Source organism: Candidatus Microthrix parvicella Bio17-1, from assembly GCF_000299415.1.
In the GTDB taxonomy this organism is placed as follows: domain Bacteria; phylum Actinomycetota; class Acidimicrobiia; order Acidimicrobiales; family Microtrichaceae; genus Microthrix; species Microthrix parvicella.
In genome coordinates this window covers 617,626-635,397 of record NZ_AMPG01000001.1, presented here as the reverse complement: position 1 = coordinate 635,397, position 17,772 = coordinate 617,626, and the positions used below count along the sequence as shown (strand labels likewise).

Annotated in this window: 17 protein-coding genes and 1 pseudogene; 7 read left to right on the top strand and 11 right to left on the bottom strand. The window is 67.5% G+C overall.

Annotated elements, in window-relative coordinates; all coding sequences use genetic code 11:
- Window positions 1–60 precede the first annotated feature (60 nt).
- Genes MPARV_RS0103095 through MPARV_RS0103080 form a run of 3 tightly spaced genes read right to left on the bottom strand, consistent with a single transcriptional unit; the run spans window position 61 to window position 2,436 of the window.
- A complete protein-coding gene (locus tag MPARV_RS0103095; RefSeq protein WP_020377196.1) occupies window positions 61–369 on the bottom strand; it encodes a hypothetical protein in 309 nt (102 codons plus the stop codon).
- 25 nt (window positions 370–394) lie between these two features.
- A complete protein-coding gene (locus MPARV_RS25875; protein WP_320408784.1) occupies window positions 395–940 on the bottom strand; it encodes a UGSC family (seleno)protein in 546 nt (181 codons plus the stop codon).
- 47 nt (window positions 941–987) lie between these two features.
- Window positions 988–2,436 carry a thioredoxin family protein gene (locus MPARV_RS0103080; protein WP_012225874.1) on the bottom strand — a complete coding sequence of 483 codons (1,449 nt, stop codon included), beginning with the start codon at window positions 2,434–2,436 and terminating at the stop codon, window positions 988–990.
- A gap of 235 nt (window positions 2,437–2,671) precedes the next feature.
- Between MPARV_RS0103080 and MPARV_RS0103075 the strand changes: the two genes are divergently transcribed.
- The 3 genes from MPARV_RS0103075 to MPARV_RS25765 all read left to right on the top strand — a co-directional run bounded on the left by MPARV_RS0103075 (window position 2,672) and on the right by MPARV_RS25765 (window position 4,815).
- Window positions 2,672–3,640, top strand: coding sequence for an MBL fold metallo-hydrolase (locus tag MPARV_RS0103075; RefSeq protein ID WP_012225876.1), 969 nt, complete (start codon window positions 2,672–2,674; stop codon window positions 3,638–3,640).
- Between the two features lie 85 nt (window positions 3,641–3,725).
- Window positions 3,726–4,280 carry a flavin reductase family protein gene (locus MPARV_RS0103070; RefSeq protein ID WP_012225879.1) on the top strand — a complete coding sequence of 185 codons (555 nt, stop codon included), beginning with the start codon at window positions 3,726–3,728 and terminating at the stop codon, window positions 4,278–4,280.
- A 4-nt stretch (window positions 4,281–4,284) separates the two neighbouring features.
- Window positions 4,285–4,815, top strand: coding sequence for a gamma carbonic anhydrase family protein (locus tag MPARV_RS25765; RefSeq protein WP_020377193.1), 531 nt, complete (start codon window positions 4,285–4,287; stop codon window positions 4,813–4,815).
- 32 nt (window positions 4,816–4,847) lie between these two features.
- Here MPARV_RS25765 and MPARV_RS0103060 read toward each other — a convergent pair whose 3' ends face one another.
- Window positions 4,848–5,357: a DUF2752 domain-containing protein gene (locus MPARV_RS0103060; protein WP_012225882.1), complete on the bottom strand. Its 510-nt coding sequence runs from the start codon at window positions 5,355–5,357 to the stop codon at window positions 4,848–4,850.
- Here MPARV_RS0103060 and MPARV_RS0103055 point away from each other — a divergent pair, their 5' ends adjacent.
- A complete protein-coding gene (locus MPARV_RS0103055) occupies window positions 5,358–5,837 on the top strand; it encodes a hypothetical protein (protein ID WP_155852391.1) in 480 nt (159 codons plus the stop codon).
- On the top strand, window positions 5,816–6,346 hold the full coding sequence (locus MPARV_RS0103050; protein ID WP_020377190.1) for an EVE domain-containing protein: 531 nt from the start codon (window positions 5,816–5,818) through the stop codon (window positions 6,344–6,346). The genes MPARV_RS0103055 and MPARV_RS0103050 overlap by 22 nt, the downstream gene beginning before the upstream one ends.
- A gap of 99 nt (window positions 6,347–6,445) precedes the next feature.
- Here MPARV_RS0103050 and MPARV_RS25945 read toward each other — a convergent pair.
- Window positions 6,446–6,616, bottom strand: a pseudogene (locus MPARV_RS25945) (transcriptional repressor); the annotation flags it as partial.
- Window positions 6,617–6,652: 36 nt separating this feature from the next.
- Here MPARV_RS25945 and MPARV_RS0103040 point away from each other — a divergent pair.
- The gene (locus MPARV_RS0103040; RefSeq protein WP_020377188.1) at window positions 6,653–8,137 is read left to right on the top strand and encodes a catalase; all 1,485 of its coding nucleotides are present in this window, start codon (window positions 6,653–6,655) and stop codon (window positions 8,135–8,137) included.
- Between the two features lie 64 nt (window positions 8,138–8,201).
- Here MPARV_RS0103040 and MPARV_RS0103035 read toward each other — a convergent pair whose 3' ends face one another.
- From MPARV_RS0103035 to MPARV_RS0103020, 4 genes are all read right to left on the bottom strand, one after another.
- Window positions 8,202–10,058: an ABC transporter ATP-binding protein gene (locus tag MPARV_RS0103035; RefSeq protein WP_020377187.1), complete on the bottom strand. Its 1,857-nt coding sequence runs from the start codon at window positions 10,056–10,058 to the stop codon at window positions 8,202–8,204.
- A gap of 57 nt (window positions 10,059–10,115) precedes the next feature.
- Window positions 10,116–10,649 (bottom strand): hypothetical protein, encoded by a 534-nt coding sequence (locus tag MPARV_RS0103030; RefSeq protein ID WP_012225888.1) that lies wholly within the window; start codon window positions 10,647–10,649, stop codon window positions 10,116–10,118.
- A 75-nt stretch (window positions 10,650–10,724) separates the two neighbouring features.
- On the bottom strand, window positions 10,725–11,762 hold the full coding sequence (locus tag MPARV_RS0103025) for a hypothetical protein (protein ID WP_012225889.1): 1,038 nt from the start codon (window positions 11,760–11,762) through the stop codon (window positions 10,725–10,727).
- A 132-nt stretch (window positions 11,763–11,894) separates the two neighbouring features.
- Entirely contained in the window at window positions 11,895–14,402 is a 2,508-nt protein-coding gene (locus MPARV_RS0103020) for a DUF2157 domain-containing protein (RefSeq protein ID WP_020377186.1), read from the bottom strand.
- Window positions 14,403–14,674: 272 nt separating this feature from the next.
- Between MPARV_RS0103020 and MPARV_RS0103015 the strand changes: the two genes are divergently transcribed.
- Window positions 14,675–15,025 (top strand): 4a-hydroxytetrahydrobiopterin dehydratase, encoded by a 351-nt coding sequence (locus MPARV_RS0103015; RefSeq protein WP_238538807.1) that lies wholly within the window; start codon window positions 14,675–14,677, stop codon window positions 15,023–15,025.
- Window positions 15,026–15,065: 40 nt separating this feature from the next.
- Here MPARV_RS0103015 and MPARV_RS0103010 read toward each other — a convergent pair whose 3' ends face one another.
- Both MPARV_RS0103010 and guaB read right to left on the bottom strand, forming a co-directional pair.
- Window positions 15,066–16,109, bottom strand: coding sequence for a TIGR03621 family F420-dependent LLM class oxidoreductase (locus MPARV_RS0103010; RefSeq protein WP_020377184.1), 1,044 nt, complete (start codon window positions 16,107–16,109; stop codon window positions 15,066–15,068).
- Between the two features lie 78 nt (window positions 16,110–16,187).
- A complete protein-coding gene (gene guaB / locus MPARV_RS0103005; protein ID WP_012225895.1) occupies window positions 16,188–17,753 on the bottom strand; it encodes an IMP dehydrogenase in 1,566 nt (521 codons plus the stop codon).
- Window positions 17,754–17,772: the final 19 nt, after the last annotated feature.

The following is a 17,772-nucleotide window of genomic DNA, read 5'->3' as shown; positions in this document are numbered from 1 at the left end:
GGGTACCCACCTGGAGCGTGGAGAACCCGGTCGGGCCGAGGTCTGACGGGAAGTCGGGCGTCATGGGGTCCTGGCCGGCCCTCGGAAACGCAGCTGTGCCGACGGGTGGGCACCGCATGCGGCGGCGATACGACCGGCGTAGCGGCCGCTGGTGCGTCGCGACCCAAACAGCGCCGGTGCCAGGAGCAGCAGGCGCCGGGCAGCAGTAGCCGGGGCATCGCCCGGATGGGCGGCGTCCAGCAGGTGTGCTGCTACCGCCAGGCGAGGCACCGGAGTCGGCATCCGCTGGGACAGGTTGGCGATCAGCGCCAGATCGGCCCGGTTGGCGGATGGCCACGTGGTGCCCGGTGACCATTCGGAGGTCCACAAAAGTTGAGCGCCGGGGAGTGGTGTATCAGGGGGCCGGAGATGGTGAGGGTCCACCGGTGAGGGCGGCGATCAGATCGTCGACGGCGCCGTCGGCCAACGCAGCCATCTCCTCATCGGTGCGGTCCTGAATGGGATGGGCCACGAAGACACCACGCACCGCGGACCCCAGGGCTGCCCGTTGGGTATCGGCAGCGTCGATGAACTCGGTTGAGGCCACGAACACCGACGGCACGCCCCGTCGCTCCAGATCGTCCAGGTCGTGCACACTGCACGACGTGCAACTGCCTCAATCGGCGAGCGCCTCGACGATGGCCCCGCACTCCCGGGCGATCTCGGCTCGCAGGTCGGGGTGTGCCGGTTTGGTGAACGTGGGTTTGCGGTAGCGCTTGGTGCTGATACCCCGCTCCTCGAACACCGCCTCGATGCGGTCGAGAAACACGTTCCCGCGGGGCTTGGAGATGTCGAGCAGGCCCACTGTGAGCCCGTCCAACGAGGGGGGCCGGGCGCTGAGCTCGCGGATGGCCTCGGAGCGTTCGCCGGTGGGATCGAGCACGGTGCGCTCGCCGGGCATGGGCTGAGCGCCTGGAATCGGATCGGCGGTCGAAGCGGGCCTGGTGGTCATGTGGTTGCCTCCTCGGGCGTATGAATCGGCAGCGTCACCGGCGTCGATCCCAGGTCGCCCGCCGCCCAGCCGCCGATCACGGCCGAGAACATGCCGGCGCCGCCTCCGGCCTGAAAGATGGACAGGCCGCCTTCGCGAAACTTTGGCAGCGTGCCGCCGCAGAACCCTTCGGGCATGCCCTCGGCGATGTCACGAGCGCCTCGGACCAAATCCGCGCCATCCAGCGTGAGCAGCTTGGACAACTCCCCCCTCAGTCGGGCTTTGTTCCACCCGGCTTCGCGGAACACCCGCAGGTGCTCGGGCGAGATCACCAGTGAGGCGTCGAAGATGAAGGCGAGCTTGGGATGGGCGACGGTGGCCAGCACCTCGGCGAAGCTTCGTGCCAGCGACTCGGGAGTACGGGAGAGCTGATCGATGATGCCCGTCACCCCCTCAGCGGCAACCAGCGTGACCGCCGACGTGTCGGGAGCGAGGCCCGTCTCGGTGGCCTGGTTCGGCCAGTCGGGATCCGGCGCGGGCGTCTCGGCGAAACAGAAGGTGTACTTGCCTGGATTGCCAAGCGTGGCCCGGTCGACCCCGCCCGGACGACCCCCTCCGATGTTGCGAACCACCAGGTTGAGGGCCCGGCCGATGGTGGCGTTGGCCCGGTTGCCCTGCCCGAGCGCACCCAGGCCGTCGTTCATCGAAATGTCGCGGGCGATCGGCCCTGACACCACCACCATCGGACCCGCGAACCAGGTGGTGGCCAGCAGCCCGTGCATGTTGAAGGCATCGGTGCATGCCGCCTCCACCGCGGTCAGTACCACGGGTAGGTACTCCGGGCGACAACCCGCCAGCACGGCGTTGATCGCCACCTTTTCCACGGTGGCAGGGGTGAGGTCGGGGGGGACGATGGCCACGACGTCGCCGGGGGTCCGGTCGGTGCACTCCAACATGCGGAGCACTCGGGCCTCGGTGGGGGGCACCACGGGCAGGCCGTCGCTCCAACCCCTGGCCTCGTAGGCATCTGCGTCGTCCTCCAGGGCGGTGAGGGTGATGCGGCGGCCGATCAACTCGTCCGAGCGCGCCCGCACCAACAACTCGTCGGCCCGCGACGGATCCAGCGTGAGTGAACCGCAGCCCGGCCGGCGGTCGGGGAGCCCGGCGCCCAGGCCGTCAATGCCGGACACCTCGACCCAGCGTGCCCGGTCCCAACCCTCCACCCGGTCGACCTCGACGCCGTCACTCACCCGGAGCAGCGTGGGAACCACCTCGATGCCCCACCGAGCCGACAACACGAGGTCGGTGTCGTCGGTGACGTGGGCAATGCCCTCCGGGAAGTGCGGGTCGTCCTGGCTCAGCAGCGAGGCGCCCTGTGCGGCCAACCGCTGAAGGGCGGGAGTGGCCATGACACAGGTGGGGCAATCCGCCTTGACCACCGCCAGCAGTGCGTCGTCGTCACTCATCGGACCCCCTCGACCGGCCGCACTCTATCCCTCGCGTGACGTGCAACATGTCACACGACTCGACTGCTTGGGGAAGTTACGATGAATTTCAGAGTGGCCGAAGATGTGAAGCGGACCCGGGGACGTTGTTGGCGGGTCTCGATCCGTTGTGGCCGACCCGGCCAAGGTTCGTGCAGCGGGCACACTGGTAGCTGGGAGGGGGCGGTCGGTCGATGACCGATCGTGACATCGAGGCTTGGAGGACGCCACGCTCAACGTCACGTTTTACGGGGTTCGGGGCTCGACGCCCAGCTGCGAGCCGGCATTGCAGCGCTACGGCGGCAATACGGCCTGCGTGGTCTTGGAGCAGCCCGGTGAGCATCCGATCATCTGTGACCTTGGCACCGGCTTGCGGTTCTTCGGTCGCAGCCACGATCCATCGGTGCCATTTCAAGGCACCGCGCTGGTATCCCACCTGCACTGGGATCACATTCAGGGGCTTCCATTCTTCACGCCCGTGCTGGCTCCCGGGTCGAAGTTGGAGGTCTTTGCACCGGCCACCGCCCAACACGGCGTCGAGGTCGAGGCTGATGAGGCCGTGCGGTCGTTTTTGGCACCACCGTTTTTTCCGGTGTCGCTGGACGCGCTGCGAGGTGAGGTCACCGTGCGGTCCACCCCCCGGGAGCCGTTCTCTATCGGGTCGGCGCACGTGACCTCCGCCGAGGTTCCCCACTGCGGTCGGACCTTGGGGTACCGCATCGAGGCCGGTGGAGTGTCGGTGGCGTACGTGCCCGACCACCAGCAGCCGGGCCCTGAGGCCATCGACGTTGCACCCGCAGTGCTGGAGTTGGCCAGAGACGTCGACCTGCTCATTCACGACGCACAGTTTGATGCCGTTGATTTTGAGGCAAAATCCGACTGGGGCCATTGCACCGTGAAATATGCAGTTCGGGTTGCGGCGCAATGCGGTGCCCGGCGCCTGGCGCTGTTTCATCACGACCCGAGCCACGATGACGACACGATCGATGCCCTGGCCGACGCCGCCTCCCTCCATGCAGCGGACTTGGGTGTGAGCGAAGTGATCGCAGCGTCGGAGGGGTTGACGTTGTCGATGCGTCCGCCTTCCGACGTAGAACCCTCCACAGCTGTAGCTCCGGATTTGGGTGTCGGCACTGAGGTCGCAAGAGCATCGGGTGTCGCCGTCTCGGTGCTGGCGAACCGATGAAGCGATCGGGCGTGCGAAACCGCTGAACTACACTGAGGTGGTCGACCAGGTTCATGGGCGAGACCGATTTCAAGGGAGATGAGCTGTGGCGATCAGCGACGCGGAGGCGTTTCGGGAGTGTCTCGGACACTTCCCGACCGGGGTCACCGTCGTCACCTCTCGAACGTCGGATGGACCGGTTGGGTTCGTCGTGGGTTCGTTCTTCTCGGTGTCGCTCGATCCGTTGTTGGTGGGTTTTGCCGCAGGACGCAACTCGTACACCTGGTCGGCCATCAAGCGAACCGGCTCGTTCTGCGTCAACGTGCTGGGCACCCATCAGCTGGAGTTGTCAGCCCGCATGTCCGGGCCGGGAGATCGCTTTGAGGGGATCAGTCATGGTGACGCGCCCGTCAGCGGGGCACCGCTGCTCGACGGCGTGCCGGCCTGGGTGGATTGCACCATCGATGCCATCCACCCGGCGGGTGACCACGACCTGGTGGTTGGACGTGTTGAGGCCTTCGATGTGGCCGGTGACAACCTCGAGCCGCTGATCTTTCACCGACGTTTGTTCGGTGGTTTCGTGCAGGTCCAGGGAGGGTCCAACGGTGAGGTCGGCGGTGCGGTTTCAGGCGCTGCCACCGATGAGCGGGCGGCGTCGTAAACCGATGACGCTCTACGGCATCGGCGAATTCGAACCGACCATCGCGCCGAGTGCGTTCGTTCATCCCGATGCCGTGGTGATTGGTGATGTCACGATCGGGGAGCACAGTTCGGTGTGGCCCACGGCGGTACTCCGAGGCGACAACGGCCCGATCGTGGTCGGCGCTCGAACCTCGGTCCAGGATGGCACCATCGTGCACACGATTCCCTGGTCGCCCACCTGGATCGGAGATGAGGTGACCATCGGCCACAACGCCCACCTGGAGGGCTGCCGGGTGGAGCACCGGGCGCTGGTGGGCTCGGGGTCGATCGTGTTGCACCGGGCGGTGGTCGGCGAAGCGGCCCTGGTCGGGGCCGGCGCGCTGGTGGGCAACAACAAGACGGTCCCAGCGGGCGCACGTGCGCTGGGCGTGCCGGCGGTCATCTCCGAGGGCATGGCCTCCTTCGACCAGTGGTCGGAGGGGGTGGCCGTCTATGTCGAGAAGGCCAGGTGGTATCTGGAGTCGCTCCGGGTGGTTGATCCCGGTAGCGGGTAGCGACCGGGTCGGGATCGAGCCACGTGGGGTGGCTAGATCGAAACCGAATCGGCGCCGAGCCAACGGGTCAGCGGGGACACATCCAGGTTTCGCGCCACCCCGAAGGCCGCCAGTGCCACCAGCACCGACACCCACACCCAGCGCGGGAGTGAAACCTTCGGCATCGGCCGATCGGTGAAGGCGACGAACACCCAGACCATGAACCAGGCCACGACGAACGGCACCATGGCGGTCCAGAGGGCGTTGTGATCAAAGGCCCGGCCGAGGTGACCGCGGGCCAAGGCCGCAGTGGCTCGTGTCGCTCCGCAGAAGGGGCAGTCGATGCCGAGCAGAAACTTCGACGGGCACAGGGGGAAGCCGGTGTCGCCCGGGTTCCACCACATGATGCCGAGCGTTGCCAGCGCTGTGAACGCACCGGTCGCCACCGGTGCGAGCCGGCGCATCGAAGGGGAAAGCCCAGGGGTCACCGAAGTGAGACCCTCGACGGGCGGCCCGCCCGGATCGACCACCTGGTGGGCCGGTTGGGTGTCTTGCACGCTCACGTGCCCACCTTATCGACGCCGGGTGCCGGTGGGGCGGCGGAGACCGGGCATCCGCTGTCGGTGGGTGGTGCCGTTCGATCGCGGTGGTACGGCAATATCGTGGGAGGGTCGATCTGGAAGGATGCCCCCACGATGCCCATGCGGGAGAACTGCAAGTACTACGAGAGCCGCAGCTACCCAAACGGCGAAACAGTGCGAAAGTGCGACCTGGACCTTGCGCCGGAGGCGCCGTGGCGCTGTCCAGAGAATTGCGAGGCGTTCACGCCCCGCCTGGCCGACATCAACTGGAAGCACGGTTCCCTGATCACGCCACCCACGCCGGAGGCCCCCAAGAGCGTTGGTGAGGACCCCTCCATCGCAGCGCTGCTCGATGCCGCCGAGGACATCGTGAACGAGGCCGGGCCGCGCATCCGGTCGGAGGTGGATGCCGACCGCGAGAAGGCCGCTCGCCCGAAACGATGGAAGTTCTGGAAGCGCTGAGTACATCCCCCGGCGATCCCGTGGAGGTGCGCCGGCTCCGTGACGGCACCGAAATCGGCGGATGGTTGCTGAAGGCGGCACCCGGAGTGTGGGACCTGGAGGCCGCCCTGGCCGAGGGCGACGTGCCGACGTCGTGGCGTCTGGCGTTCAGCTATCGGGTGGGTCTCATCAACGACGGCGACCCGGTGGTGCTGTGGCGCACCAGGGGGTGGTCCGGCCCCTCGGGCGTGGTGGCGATCGGGCAGGTGAACGAACCTCCGGATCTCGCCGCTGAGCGTCCCGGTGATCCCGACGACCATCGCTGGGTCAGCCCCTCGGAGCGGGACCGTCCCCGCCCGAGGGTTGGGGTGGCGTTGCGGGTTCTGGAGGTGCCGGTACCGGTGGAGCGCATCGACGCCGTGGGGGCGTTGCGCTCGCTGGAGGTTCGGCGCGTGCCCCGAATCGGCAACCCGTCGGTGATCACGCCGGGCCAGTGGGCGGCGCTGATGGCGATGTTGGAGCATCGCTGACCGTTGGCAGGTCCTGCAACGACCTCGGTAGATGATCTCGGTGGCGGTCACTTCGAACTGGTGAGGGTCGCCTGCGGGGGCGGTTTGGGCGGAGGGATCAGCATCGACATCCAGAATCAGGCCGCAGCCGTCGCACACCAGATGGTCATGGTGGACGGACGCATTGGCGTGGTAGCGAGTTGGGCCCGCCCCCACATTGGCCCGGCGAACCTCCCCCATGGCGACCAACTCGCCAAGAGTGTTGTGGACGGTGCGTCGTTGCGCGGCCAACCGCCGGCCACGCAGACGCAGACGTAACCTCTGACCATGACCTCATCATCACCAGCCGGCCCAGGTTCACGACCCACCCTCACCAACGAGGCGGGTGCGCCGGTGACCGACAATCAGAATTCACAGAGCGCCGGGCCCGGGGGTCCCCTGCTGTTGCAGGACCAGCACCTCACCCAGAAGCTGGCGCACTTCAATCGGGAGGAGATCCCTGAACGAATCGTGCACGCGGTGGGAATCGCCGCCGGAGGCACCTTCGAGGTCACCCACGACGTCTCCGGGTTGACCAGAGCGCACTTCCTCGGTGAGGTGGGTCGGCGCACCGAGGTGTTTGCCCGGTTCTCCACCGTGGCGGGCTCGCGCGGTGCCGCCGACAGCGTGCGCGATCCACGCGGGTTCGCCATCAAGTTCTACACCGAGGACGGCAACTACGATCTGGTGGGCAACAACACACCGATCTTCTTCATTCGTGACCCACTGAAGTTCCCCGACTTCATCCACACACAGAAGGCCGATCCCCGCACCAACCGCCAAGAGCCGGACAACGTGTGGGACTTCTTCAGCCTGTCACCCGAGTTGACCCACCAGTTCACCTGGCTGAACGGGGACCGTGGGCGTCCCACGTCGGTGCGCCACATGGACGGCTTCGGGTCGCACACCTACAGCTGGGTGAACGCCTCCGACGATGGGCACTGGGTGAAGTACCACTGGAAGACCAACCAGGGCATCGACTCGGTCACCGACGACGCTGCCGCAGACGCAGCCGGCGGCGCGGACCCCACCATGCACCTCCAAGACCTCCGCCAGGCCATCGAGGCCGGCGATCCGCCTTCCTGGACGCTCAAGGTGCAGGTGATGCCGTTCGCCGACGCTCAGGACTACCGCTTCAACCCCTTCGACCTGACCAAGGTGTGGCCGCACGCCGACTATCCGCTCAGCGAGGTGGGGGTGATGACCCTCGACCGATTCCCCGAGAACTTCTTTGCCGAGGCCGAGCAGTCGGCGTTCGACCCCGCCAACTTTGTGCCGGGCATCGGTCCGTCGCCCGACAAGATGCTGCAGGGGCGGCTGTTCGCCTACGCCGATGCGCACCGCTACCGCCTCACCGGCAACTCCCACCAACTGCCGGTGAACGCGGCGAAGGCCGGCGCCGTGCACACGTACCAGCGCAATGGCGTCATGGCGGGCGGTGACAACGGTGGCCGTTCCAAGAACTACGAGCCCAACAGCTTCGACGGCCCGGTTGAAACCGGGGTGCCCCCCCACCCCCCGATGCCCACCGATGGCCCGTCGGGCCACTACGAGCCGCACCTGCACACCGAGGACGACGATTTCGTTCAGGCGGGCAACCTGTATCGCCTGATGGGCTCCGACGAACAGGAGCGCCTGGTAAATCGCATCGCCGGCGGTCTGGCACAGGTGTCGAAAGACGACATCATCGCCAGGTCGGTGGCGCACTTCAGCGCTGCTGATGCCGAGTATGGCGCCCGGGTGCAGGCCAAAGTGGCCGAACTGCGGGGCTGAACCTGGCTGTTGCTGAGCGCCCCGGTTTGGCCGGGGCGCTCGCCACCAGCCGGCGGACATGGGCTCAGCCTGCGTTCAGCGCGGCCTCGCCTGTCTGCACTCGCCACAGTGCCGCGTACAGGCCGCCGTGCTCCAGCAACTCGTCGTGGGTGCCGGACTCGGCGATGCGTCCGCCCTCCAAGACATGAATGGCATGGGCTCGACGAACCGTCGAGAGCCGGTGGGCGATGATGATGGTCGTACGGTCGATCGATACCTTCGCCAGCGATCGCTGGATGGCGGCCTCGGTTTCGTTGTCGACCGCCGAGGTGGCCTCGTCGAGTACCAGGATTGCAGGGTCGGCCACAATGGCACGGGCGATCGACAGCCGCTGGCGTTGACCACCAGAGAGCTTCTGGCCACGTTCACCCACCCGGGTGTCGAACCCCTCGGGTAGCGCCCGGATGAACCCGGCGGCCTCGGCCAACTCGGCGGCTCGTATCAACTCGTCGCGACCGGCGTCCGGGCGGGCGTATGCGAGGTTCTCGGCGACGGTGCCATCGAAGAGAAACGCGTCCTGGCTGACGTAGCCGATGGCCCCGCGCAGCGACGCGAACCCCAGTTCGGCGGTGTCGACCCCGTCGATGGTGATCGATCCTCCGGTTGGCTCATAGAACCGCAACAACAACTTGAGCACGGTCGACTTGCCGGCGCCGGTGGTGCCGACAAGGGCATGGGTCTCGCCGGCGGCAACGTCCAGGTTGAAGCCCGCCAATACCGGCAGGGTGCGACGTGGCGGTTCCCCTCCGGCGAGTTCCATCTCGGTGTCACGCTCGACCCCATACACAAAATCCACGTCGCGAAACACCACGTCGCCTCGAACAGGCGCGACCAAACGGCGGGTACCGGAGATGATGCCGGGCGTGACCTCCAGCAGATCGAGGATGCGAACCACCGATGCCGCGGCACGCTGATACAGGTCGAGCACCTCACCCATGCGGGTGAGCGGCCAGAGCAACCGTTGGGTCATGAACACCAGTGTGGAAAACACTCCCACCGCAAGCGTGCCTGCGATGGCGGCGCGGCCGCCGACCAGCAGGGTCACCACGAATGCGGCCAGGATGGCCATGCGGATCAGCGGGACGAATGCTGAGCTCACCTTGATTGCACGGTGGTTGGCGTCGCGGTACTGCGCGCTCAGCCCATCGACCCGCTGCGCCTCCCGCCGCTCGGCGACGAAGGCCTTGATGGTGGCGATACCGCCCAGGTTGTTGGTGAGCGTGCCAGACAGGTCGCCGACGCTTTCCCGAACGGCGGCGTAGTGGGGTTCGAGGCGACGCTGATATCGCAGCGAACCGGCAACGATCACCGGGATCGGCACGAATGCCACCAGGGCCAGCGTTGGGGAGACCACGAAGAAGAACGCGCCGACCAGCACCACGTTGGTGGCCGTGCGAATCACCTCCGCGGCGCCAACGTCAAGGAACCGTTCCAGTTGGTTGACGTCGTCGTTGACCACCGACAACAACCCACCCGAGGAACGGTCCTCAAACCAGGCGAGTTCCAACGTTTGCAGATGGCGGTACAACTCCGAGCGGGCGGAATGCTCGATCGATTGTGCCAGGTTTCGCCAAACCAGCGTGGCGGCGTAGTCGGTGATCGATTCGAGTACCCAGATCACCACCGTTGCCGCCGCCAACACCAGCAACTGGGTCCAGCGGTCATCGATACCGAGCCAGTCGGCCAGGAGGGAGGCGTCGCCGCGCACCACCACGTCCACGGCCACACCGATGAGCAGCTCCGGCAGCACATCAAAAAACTTGTTGAGCACCGACAGCCCGGCGCCCAGGCGTACGGCGCGGTGGTCGTCCTGGGCGAAGTCCCATAACCGTCGAAGCGGGTGACGGGGGATCTGTTGCGCCTGGGGCTCGGGTGGTGCCATGCCGCTCAAGTTATGCCGATGCCGTGCTGCGACCCAGCGCGTCTGGCTGGGCGCCGATCAGCGCTTCTTGAGCGGCTCCAGCTGGGCGCGAAGCTCCAGAAACTGGGCTTGGGCCCACTCGACCAGGGCGCCCAGGCTGACCTGGGCGCCGGACACGTACTGGTCGATGTCCACCAGGTGGTGGGTGCGGGCCACCACACGGTTCAGCTGATGGTTGATGCGCACCTCCCCGGCGACGGGCAACTTGAACATGTTGGCCATGTCGGTCCGCCACATCAGCGCCAGGTCGTCGGGGTCGACGATCTTGTTGTGGATCTCGGCGATGAATCCCAGAACGGTGCGGGAACCCAGTTTCTGGGAGACCACCCCGGAACCACTCTTGCGGTCAACGATGAGGGAATAGTCGGAGATCACGTCGTCGCCCGGCACCTTGAAGCCCACAGCCTGCCGATCGGCGTCGGCCACCAGACGGTACGGGTTCCATCCCAGTTCCGAGAGCCCACGGATCAACTCGCCGAACAGCATTTCGTCCTTGGACTCTCGGAGCTCGGCCTTGTGCTGGTAGTTGGTGGCGGTGTCGAACAGGCCCATGTTGAACTCCTGGAACGCTTTGGTGGGATGACGGTGGTTTGCGGTTGGAGGCGGTGTGATCGGCCGGCCGGCGGGTCACCCGGCGAAACGGAGTCTGAGAAACTTCCGCATGGTGTGGACGATTGCGGCGAGGTGCTTGTGGAGCAGTTCCGCGTCGACATCCATCGAGTCGTCCACATAACGATCCAGCTCCCACAGCAGGTCGGTCTGGCAGTACACGAATCCACTGGACAGATCGGCGTCGAAGGTGACCCGACCGGGTTCGGGCGACACCACGAAGGTCGACGCCATCTCCTGGCGGAGGGCTCGGCCGACCTGCCCGAAGTTTGGGATGCGCTCGCCGTAGCCCAGCTGGAGGCGGGCCCGCTGGCCCAACACCTTGGCCGAGCCCACGTCCGGGGTGAGGTGATCCACGATGAGCGCCACCCGGGCACCGCTCGGCGGGTGTTCGAAGCGGAGTTCGTGACGGTTGATCGGGGTGGACACCTGCGGAGCGGCGGAGGCAGAGCCGCTGGACCGCAGCGAGCCCCCGGTGAAGATGTCGATGAGGAGGAAACCGTTGGCGCCGAACGCGGCGATCACGCCGCCGAGAAACACCTCGTCCATCGACGTCGCCCGCTCGGACTCCTTGTAGAGGTCGGAGCTGCGTGACACCAGGTCCATGAACGCGTCATCGAGTTCCTGGTCGTCGAAGGCGTCGGTGATTTCCGGGGACGCCGCGGCGACCGGGAGGTCCGCCACCTGCGGGGCGTCGGGCTGCGGGGCGTCGGCCTGCGGCTCGGTGACCTGTGGGGTGTTCACCTGGGGTTCGCTGAGCTGCGGGGTGGAGGCGGCCGGCTGGTCGGTTGGGGCCACCCCGGTCGCAGCGTTGTCGGTCGGCAAGGGAGGCATGGCCGGAGCATCCTGGAGGGCGGGTGAGACCCGCAGCTGAGCGGCGGTGGTCCACCCATCGAGTCCCTCCCACCAGGCGGGGGTGTCGACGGGCAGGTGTCCCGCATCGATCCAGCCCAGCAGTGTGGTTCGGGGCACGGGGGCCTGAGGGACTCCGGCGGTGTCCACCCAGTGGATGAGTGGTTCGTTGTTGCCGGGAGTGGAATCGCTGAAGTCGGGCACGTCGATGAACCTACTGCCCAAACTGGACCCGGCGCTGCGCCGCCCGCTGGAAGGTGGGCGGCGTACCTGGACAGAGCGTTGCCTGGTGCCGAGCCGGACGGGGAGCGATCGGGGGTCGAGGACCGGTGGGCGTCAGCGAAGGGCCCGAAGCCGCCGGTGCGCAGCGGCCAGGTCGGCACGGCGTCGCTCGAAGGTGGCGCCGGTCAGCAACAGTGCTGCGCCGGCCGCCCCGAAGGTGAGGTAGCGGGGGAGTGAGCCGATGACCGGAGCCAACTCCACCAGCGACAGCAGCACCACGCAGGCGGCCCCGATGACCACCGGGGCAGCAAGCCGTCCAACGCCACCCAGCACGGTGATCAGCGCCGCCGCGCCGATCACCGCAAGCGCCCTTGGCCCTCCATCGAACATCGCCACCAGCGACGACGGAACCAGACCGACCATCAGGGCGGGCCCAAGCGCACCCCAGGAGCTCACCCGAGGTGATCGCCACAGCCACCAGCCACCCGTGGCCAGCAGCGCCAGCGCGCCCGGCAGGGTGTAGGCCTCGAGGATGCTCACTCCCGCCAAACCCAGAAGCAGCCAGGCGGCCAACTGGGCCTGGATGGCGGCCGGGACGGCTGCGACCCACCGCGTGGTGATCGCTGCGACCAACATCCAGGTGAGGGCGCCGGTCAGTAATGCGACGGCACCCGGGGATGCGGAGTCGGCATCGACCGAGGCTCCCAGCGCCCACAGGGCGAGTATCCCCTGCGCGCTCAGCATCAGGCCGGTGATGGGCCAGGTCAGCGTTCGCACCCAGGGTGGGAGTACCGAGTTTGGCCAGAAGCCGACGGTTTCTCGGTTGAGCGGATCGTGGCCGTCCTTGTCAGGTCCAGCGAGGGCGACGGCCAAGATGGCGATCGCGCTTGACGCAATCGCCGCGGTGACGGAGATCCACATGTCATCGGCACCCACGAACCAGCAGGTGTAGCCGGCGGCGGCGACGGCGCCCAACGTCCCGACCGCCGCTGTCGAGGTGGCCTCGACGTCACGTCCTGTGAAGCCCAACCAGGCTGCGACGCCAAGCGCTCCAAGGGCCAGCAGACCCAGCTCGCCGAGCGCCAAGGCCGGTGTGGCGTGGGCCAGGATCAGCGACAAGAGCGCACCCAGCCCTGCCAGGGACCATCCGAGGTACCTCTCGGCCGATCCGGACCGGCTCACCACCGCCACGGCCGCGGCGGTGGCCGCGGTGGCGATCAGGACCATGGCCCAGACCGGACCGTTCGCCCCGAACATCGGCGGGCTGATCACGGCCAGGTAGCCAACCAGAGCAAGGCCCACCGGTGGTCTGCGTCGCGACCACCGGGCCGATCTCGATGACCCTGCTCCGATCGGCCACAAGACCGCCGCGGCGGTCACGATCGACAGCACCACGCACACGTCGACCCAGGAATATCCGGGGGTGGCATCGGCGGTGACCGGATTTCCGTCGACCAGTTCGGTGAGCCGGATCACCGCCTGCACCCCGGCCGCCACCAGCACCCAGCAGGTTCCCAGCAGGGCCACCCCGCCGGTTGCTCCGGCACCCGCGGAGCAGCGGCTGGGAAGCAGCCGCGAGGCGACCAGGACGGTCGCAGCGCCCGCTGCGACCCAGATCGTGAACGACACCTCGGGCGGCGCCGGCGCCATCCATGCGCCCAGCGCGGCGGCTGCGGACGCGCCGGCGGCCAGCGAGGCGCCCGGTGTCTTGAGCTGCGGGAGCGCAGCGGCCACTGCTGCGGCGAGTGCGGCTCCGGCCAGAATAGCCGTCATGGCGGTTGATTGAGACAGCGCCACGGTCATGCCTATGGCCACCAGCCAGAGTGACGTGGCGGTGACCAGGGTCGCAGCGACCATCGGGGAGGTGGGCTTCCAACCGCGCACCCATGCGACGAGAGCGACTACCAGTGCCTGCACGATCAACACCACCGCAACGCCTGCAAGCCCGGCTTGGGTCAACCCTGGGTCCCACAAGGTCAGGTCGAATCCGGTCGACGCCGAGGGCCCCAGCACAGCGGCGGCGCCGATCGGAGCGGCCAACTGGGCCGCGACCGCAGCGATGATGCCCCCGGCGAGAGGGCGAGGACCTCCCGCTCGACCGCCCCAGCGGCGGGTGGCCGCCCCCAGCGCGGCCAGGATGGCCATTCCGACGCTCCAGAATCGCAGGTCGGTTGTACCCGCACCCAGCGCTGACCCGAAGGTGGCGATGTTCACCATCACCATCAACCCGCTCAGTCCCAGTACGGCCTCGCCGGTGGCCCGGAGTCCGCGGCGAAACAGCGCCACGCCGCCGAGGCCGGCGGCAAGGGTGGCCCCCAGCAGTACGGCGGCCTGGCCCCAAGGGTTGAGACGGTCCCAGCCGACGGCGGCGAAGACGGCCGCTGCGATTGCCAGACACAGCACCCCGAGTGCCAACAACAGCGTCTGCGTGCCGGCGCCGTGGCCGCCGGCACGCTGCGGTGCCGCCACCGGAGCAGCAGGAGTGGGCTGGCCGAGTTCCCGCAGCACTTCGGCACGCCGGGCGTCGATGGCGGCGAACTCGCCGTCCAACGACGCGATGACCTCAATCCGGCGATGCCGTGCCACCTCGTGGCGAAGGTTCAGGTCGGAAAGCTCCGCCACCAGCGGCAGAGCCAGGTTGAGACCACAGCGGCCACAGGTTGCGCTCCGGCCCGTGAGTGGCGCGCCACATCGGGGACAGACCCCCGCGAAGCCGCCGCCCGGAGAAGACGGTGCACCCGTCGGTGTCGTTGTCGGCCTGTCCATGACATGGTCGGTCGCGCTCATTTGCCCATGCTGACCGAGTTTGAACGCCAACAAAACCGGGGATTACCCCTACATTGCTCTGGGGGCGTTGCGCTTTCGGAACGCCCACTGCAGCGGCCGTGCAAACCATGATGATCACAGAGGAAGAGGCCACGACGATGACCGAACCATCAAATGCCGAGAGCGATGACCAGCCCCAGAACGAGGGCCTCACCGACGACGAGGTGCGGGCCGCCCTGCGGCGCCTGCCCGGATGGCAATTGCACGACGGTGCGCTGCGCCGCCGCTTCGAGTTCGCCGACTTTGCTGAGGCCTTCGCGTTCATGAGCCGGGTGGCGCCATTGGCCGAAGCGGCCAATCATCACCCGGACTGGTCAAACAGCTACAACGTCGTGACCGTCGACCTCATCAGCCATGACGCCGGCACGCTGACCATGCGAGACACCGACCTGGCCGCAGCGATCCAACGCGTCGCCTGATACGGGGACCGGAAGGGGGGCCCGCCGTGTTTCGGGGGCCTCAGGTGCCGGTCAATGTGGCGATCAGCGGCGCCAGGTTGAGCGCCTCGGGCCCTTGCAGCGTGATGTAGCTGATGCCCCAGCGCTCGCGCCGCTCGCGCAGGGTGTCGGCCATCTCGTCCAGCGTCCCCAAGAGGATGGCCGGCGCACCCAACACGGTGTCGGTCGTGAATCCGCCCGACGAGTTGGACGCTGCATCGCTTGTTGGGGCCTTGTCGTCGTGAGCCCCGTTTGCAGCAGCATTGACGGCCGCGCCCACCCCACGCTCGATGCTGGGCTCGCCTCCGAACATCGCAGCGATGCCCTGGGCCATGCCCCGTGCGTCATCGGTGATCGTGGCCAAGAACACCAGTACGTTCAACTCGATGTCATCAAAGCGGTTCCCGGCAGCGGCACGGATCCATTCCAGCTTCTGGTCGATGCGTTCCGGGGCGAAGTCTTTGGCCGCCTCGGCGTCGACGGCGCCGGAAGGGATGCGGGCATTGACCCCGATGATGTCGGCGTGGGCTCCGGCGATGCCCAGCATGCGGGGGCCACCGGCTCCGATCATGATCGGCGGTCCGCCCTCCACGGTGGGGCGCGGCAGCCCTTCAAGCGCATCGATCGTGTAGTGCGTGCCATGGTGGCTGAACTCGCCGGAGGCAAACAGCCCCTTGAGCACCAGAAGGGCCTCCTCAAAGCGGTCGACGCGGATCTTGGGCTCGTCGTAGTCCATCCCGGATCGCTCGTAGTCCCACCGCATCCAGCCGGCGCCCAGGCCCAGCTCTACGCGGCCGCCCGTCAACGCGTCCAGCGTGGCCAGTTCCTTGTGTAACACCACCGGGTGGCGGTAGTCGTTGTCGAACACCAGCGCCCCCACCTTCAGCTCCTCGGTGGCCGCAGCGGCCCAGGCCATGGCGGTCACCGGTGCCAGCTGATCGCCAAAGTGATCGGGCATGTGGAGTGCCGAGAAGCCGACCTGTTCCACGCGGCGCGCGGTCTCGGCCCAGGTGGTTCCGGGCAGCGGATGCGACAACTGGATGGCGAAACGAAATGGTGTGGGCATCGACCCATCGTGCCATTGCCGGCTGCTCAACGCCGGCGGTGGAGCCGCCGGCTCGAAACCAAGACGCGTTCGCCTCTCTTACCTCAGGCGGTAGTTGGGGGCCTGCTCGGTGATCGTGACGTCGTGGGGGTGGCTCTCCCTCAGGCCGGCTGCGGTCATGCGTACGAACCGGGCCTCGCTGCGCAGCTGGTCCAGCGTGGCACAGCCGGTGTACCCCATGGCCTGCTGGAGGCCTCCCACCAACTGGCCGACGACACCGCTCAACGGACCCTTGTAGGGAACGCGGGCCTCGATCCCCTCGGGTACCAACTTGTCGGCCTCGGTGACGTGCGCCTGAAAGTAGCGGTCCTTGGAGAACGATCGGGCCTTCATCGCCCCGATCGAGCCCATGCCGCGGTACTCCTTGTAGCGCTCGCCCTGATAGAACACGATTTCGCCGGGGCTCTCGTCGACGCCGGCCAGGTAGCCGCCCAACATCACGGTTGATGCGCCGGCGCCGATGGCCTTGGGCACGTCGCCGGTGTATTGGATGCCGCCGTCGGCGATCACCGGCACGCCGTGGCGCTGGGCGACCTGTGAGCATTCCCACACCGCGGTGATCTGGGGGGCTCCGATGCCGGTGACCACCCGGGTGGTGCAGATTGCGCCGGGGCCGATCCCCACCTTGATGGCGTCCGCGCCGGCCCCGATCAGCGCCTCGGCCGCCTCAGCGGTGGCGATGTTGCCGGCCACGATGGGACCATCCCAGTCGCTCCGCAGGCCGCGCACGGTGTCGATGACGGCAAAGCTGTGGCCGTGGGATGTGTCGACGATGAGGGCATCGACGCCCGCATCCACCAACAACTTCGCGCGCCCGAGGGCGTCGGCCCCGACGCCGATGGCCGCTGCCACCCGGAGGCGGCCATCGGAATCCTTGGTGGCCTGAGGATGGTCGATGCGCTTTTGAAGGTCCTTGACGGTGATCAGGCCACAAAGCCGGCCCTCGTCGTCCACGACGGGCAACTTTTCGATCTTGTGCCGGGCGAACAGCACCCGGGCCTCGTCGAGGGTGGTGCCCACCGGTGTGGTCACCAGCGGGATGGGGGTCATCACGGCCGAAATCAGCTGGTCGTTGTCGGTTTCGAACCGCAGGTCGCGGTTGGTGAGGATGCCCACGAGCGTCCCGGCGGCGTCGGTGATGGGCACCCCTGAGATGTGGAACCGGGCCATCAGGTCCAGCGCGTCGGCCACGGGACGGTCGGCGGTCAAGGTGACCGGGTCGGAGATCATGCCCGACTCCGAGCGCTTCACCCGGTCCACCTCGTGAGCCTGTTCCTCCGGTGACAGGTTGCGGTGCACCACTCCGAGACCGCCCAGCCGGGCCAGTGCGATCGCCATGCCCGCTTCGGTCACCGTGTCCATGGCGGCCGACACGATGGGCACCGAGAGCCGAATGTCCCGCGCGAACACCGCTGAAGTGTCGGCATTTTGGGGCAGCACGTCGGAGGCGGCCGGCAACAACATCACGTCGTCGAACGTCAGGCCCGGAGGGCCGAACCTGGCGTTGAAGGCCGAAAGCCGGGACCCGCTGTCGCTTCCGTCCTCCGCCGCATAGTGTAGGGCGTTCGGCCCGGGACGATCGGAGAGGTTGTGCGGGGTCGACATGGACGAAGTGTAACGACAC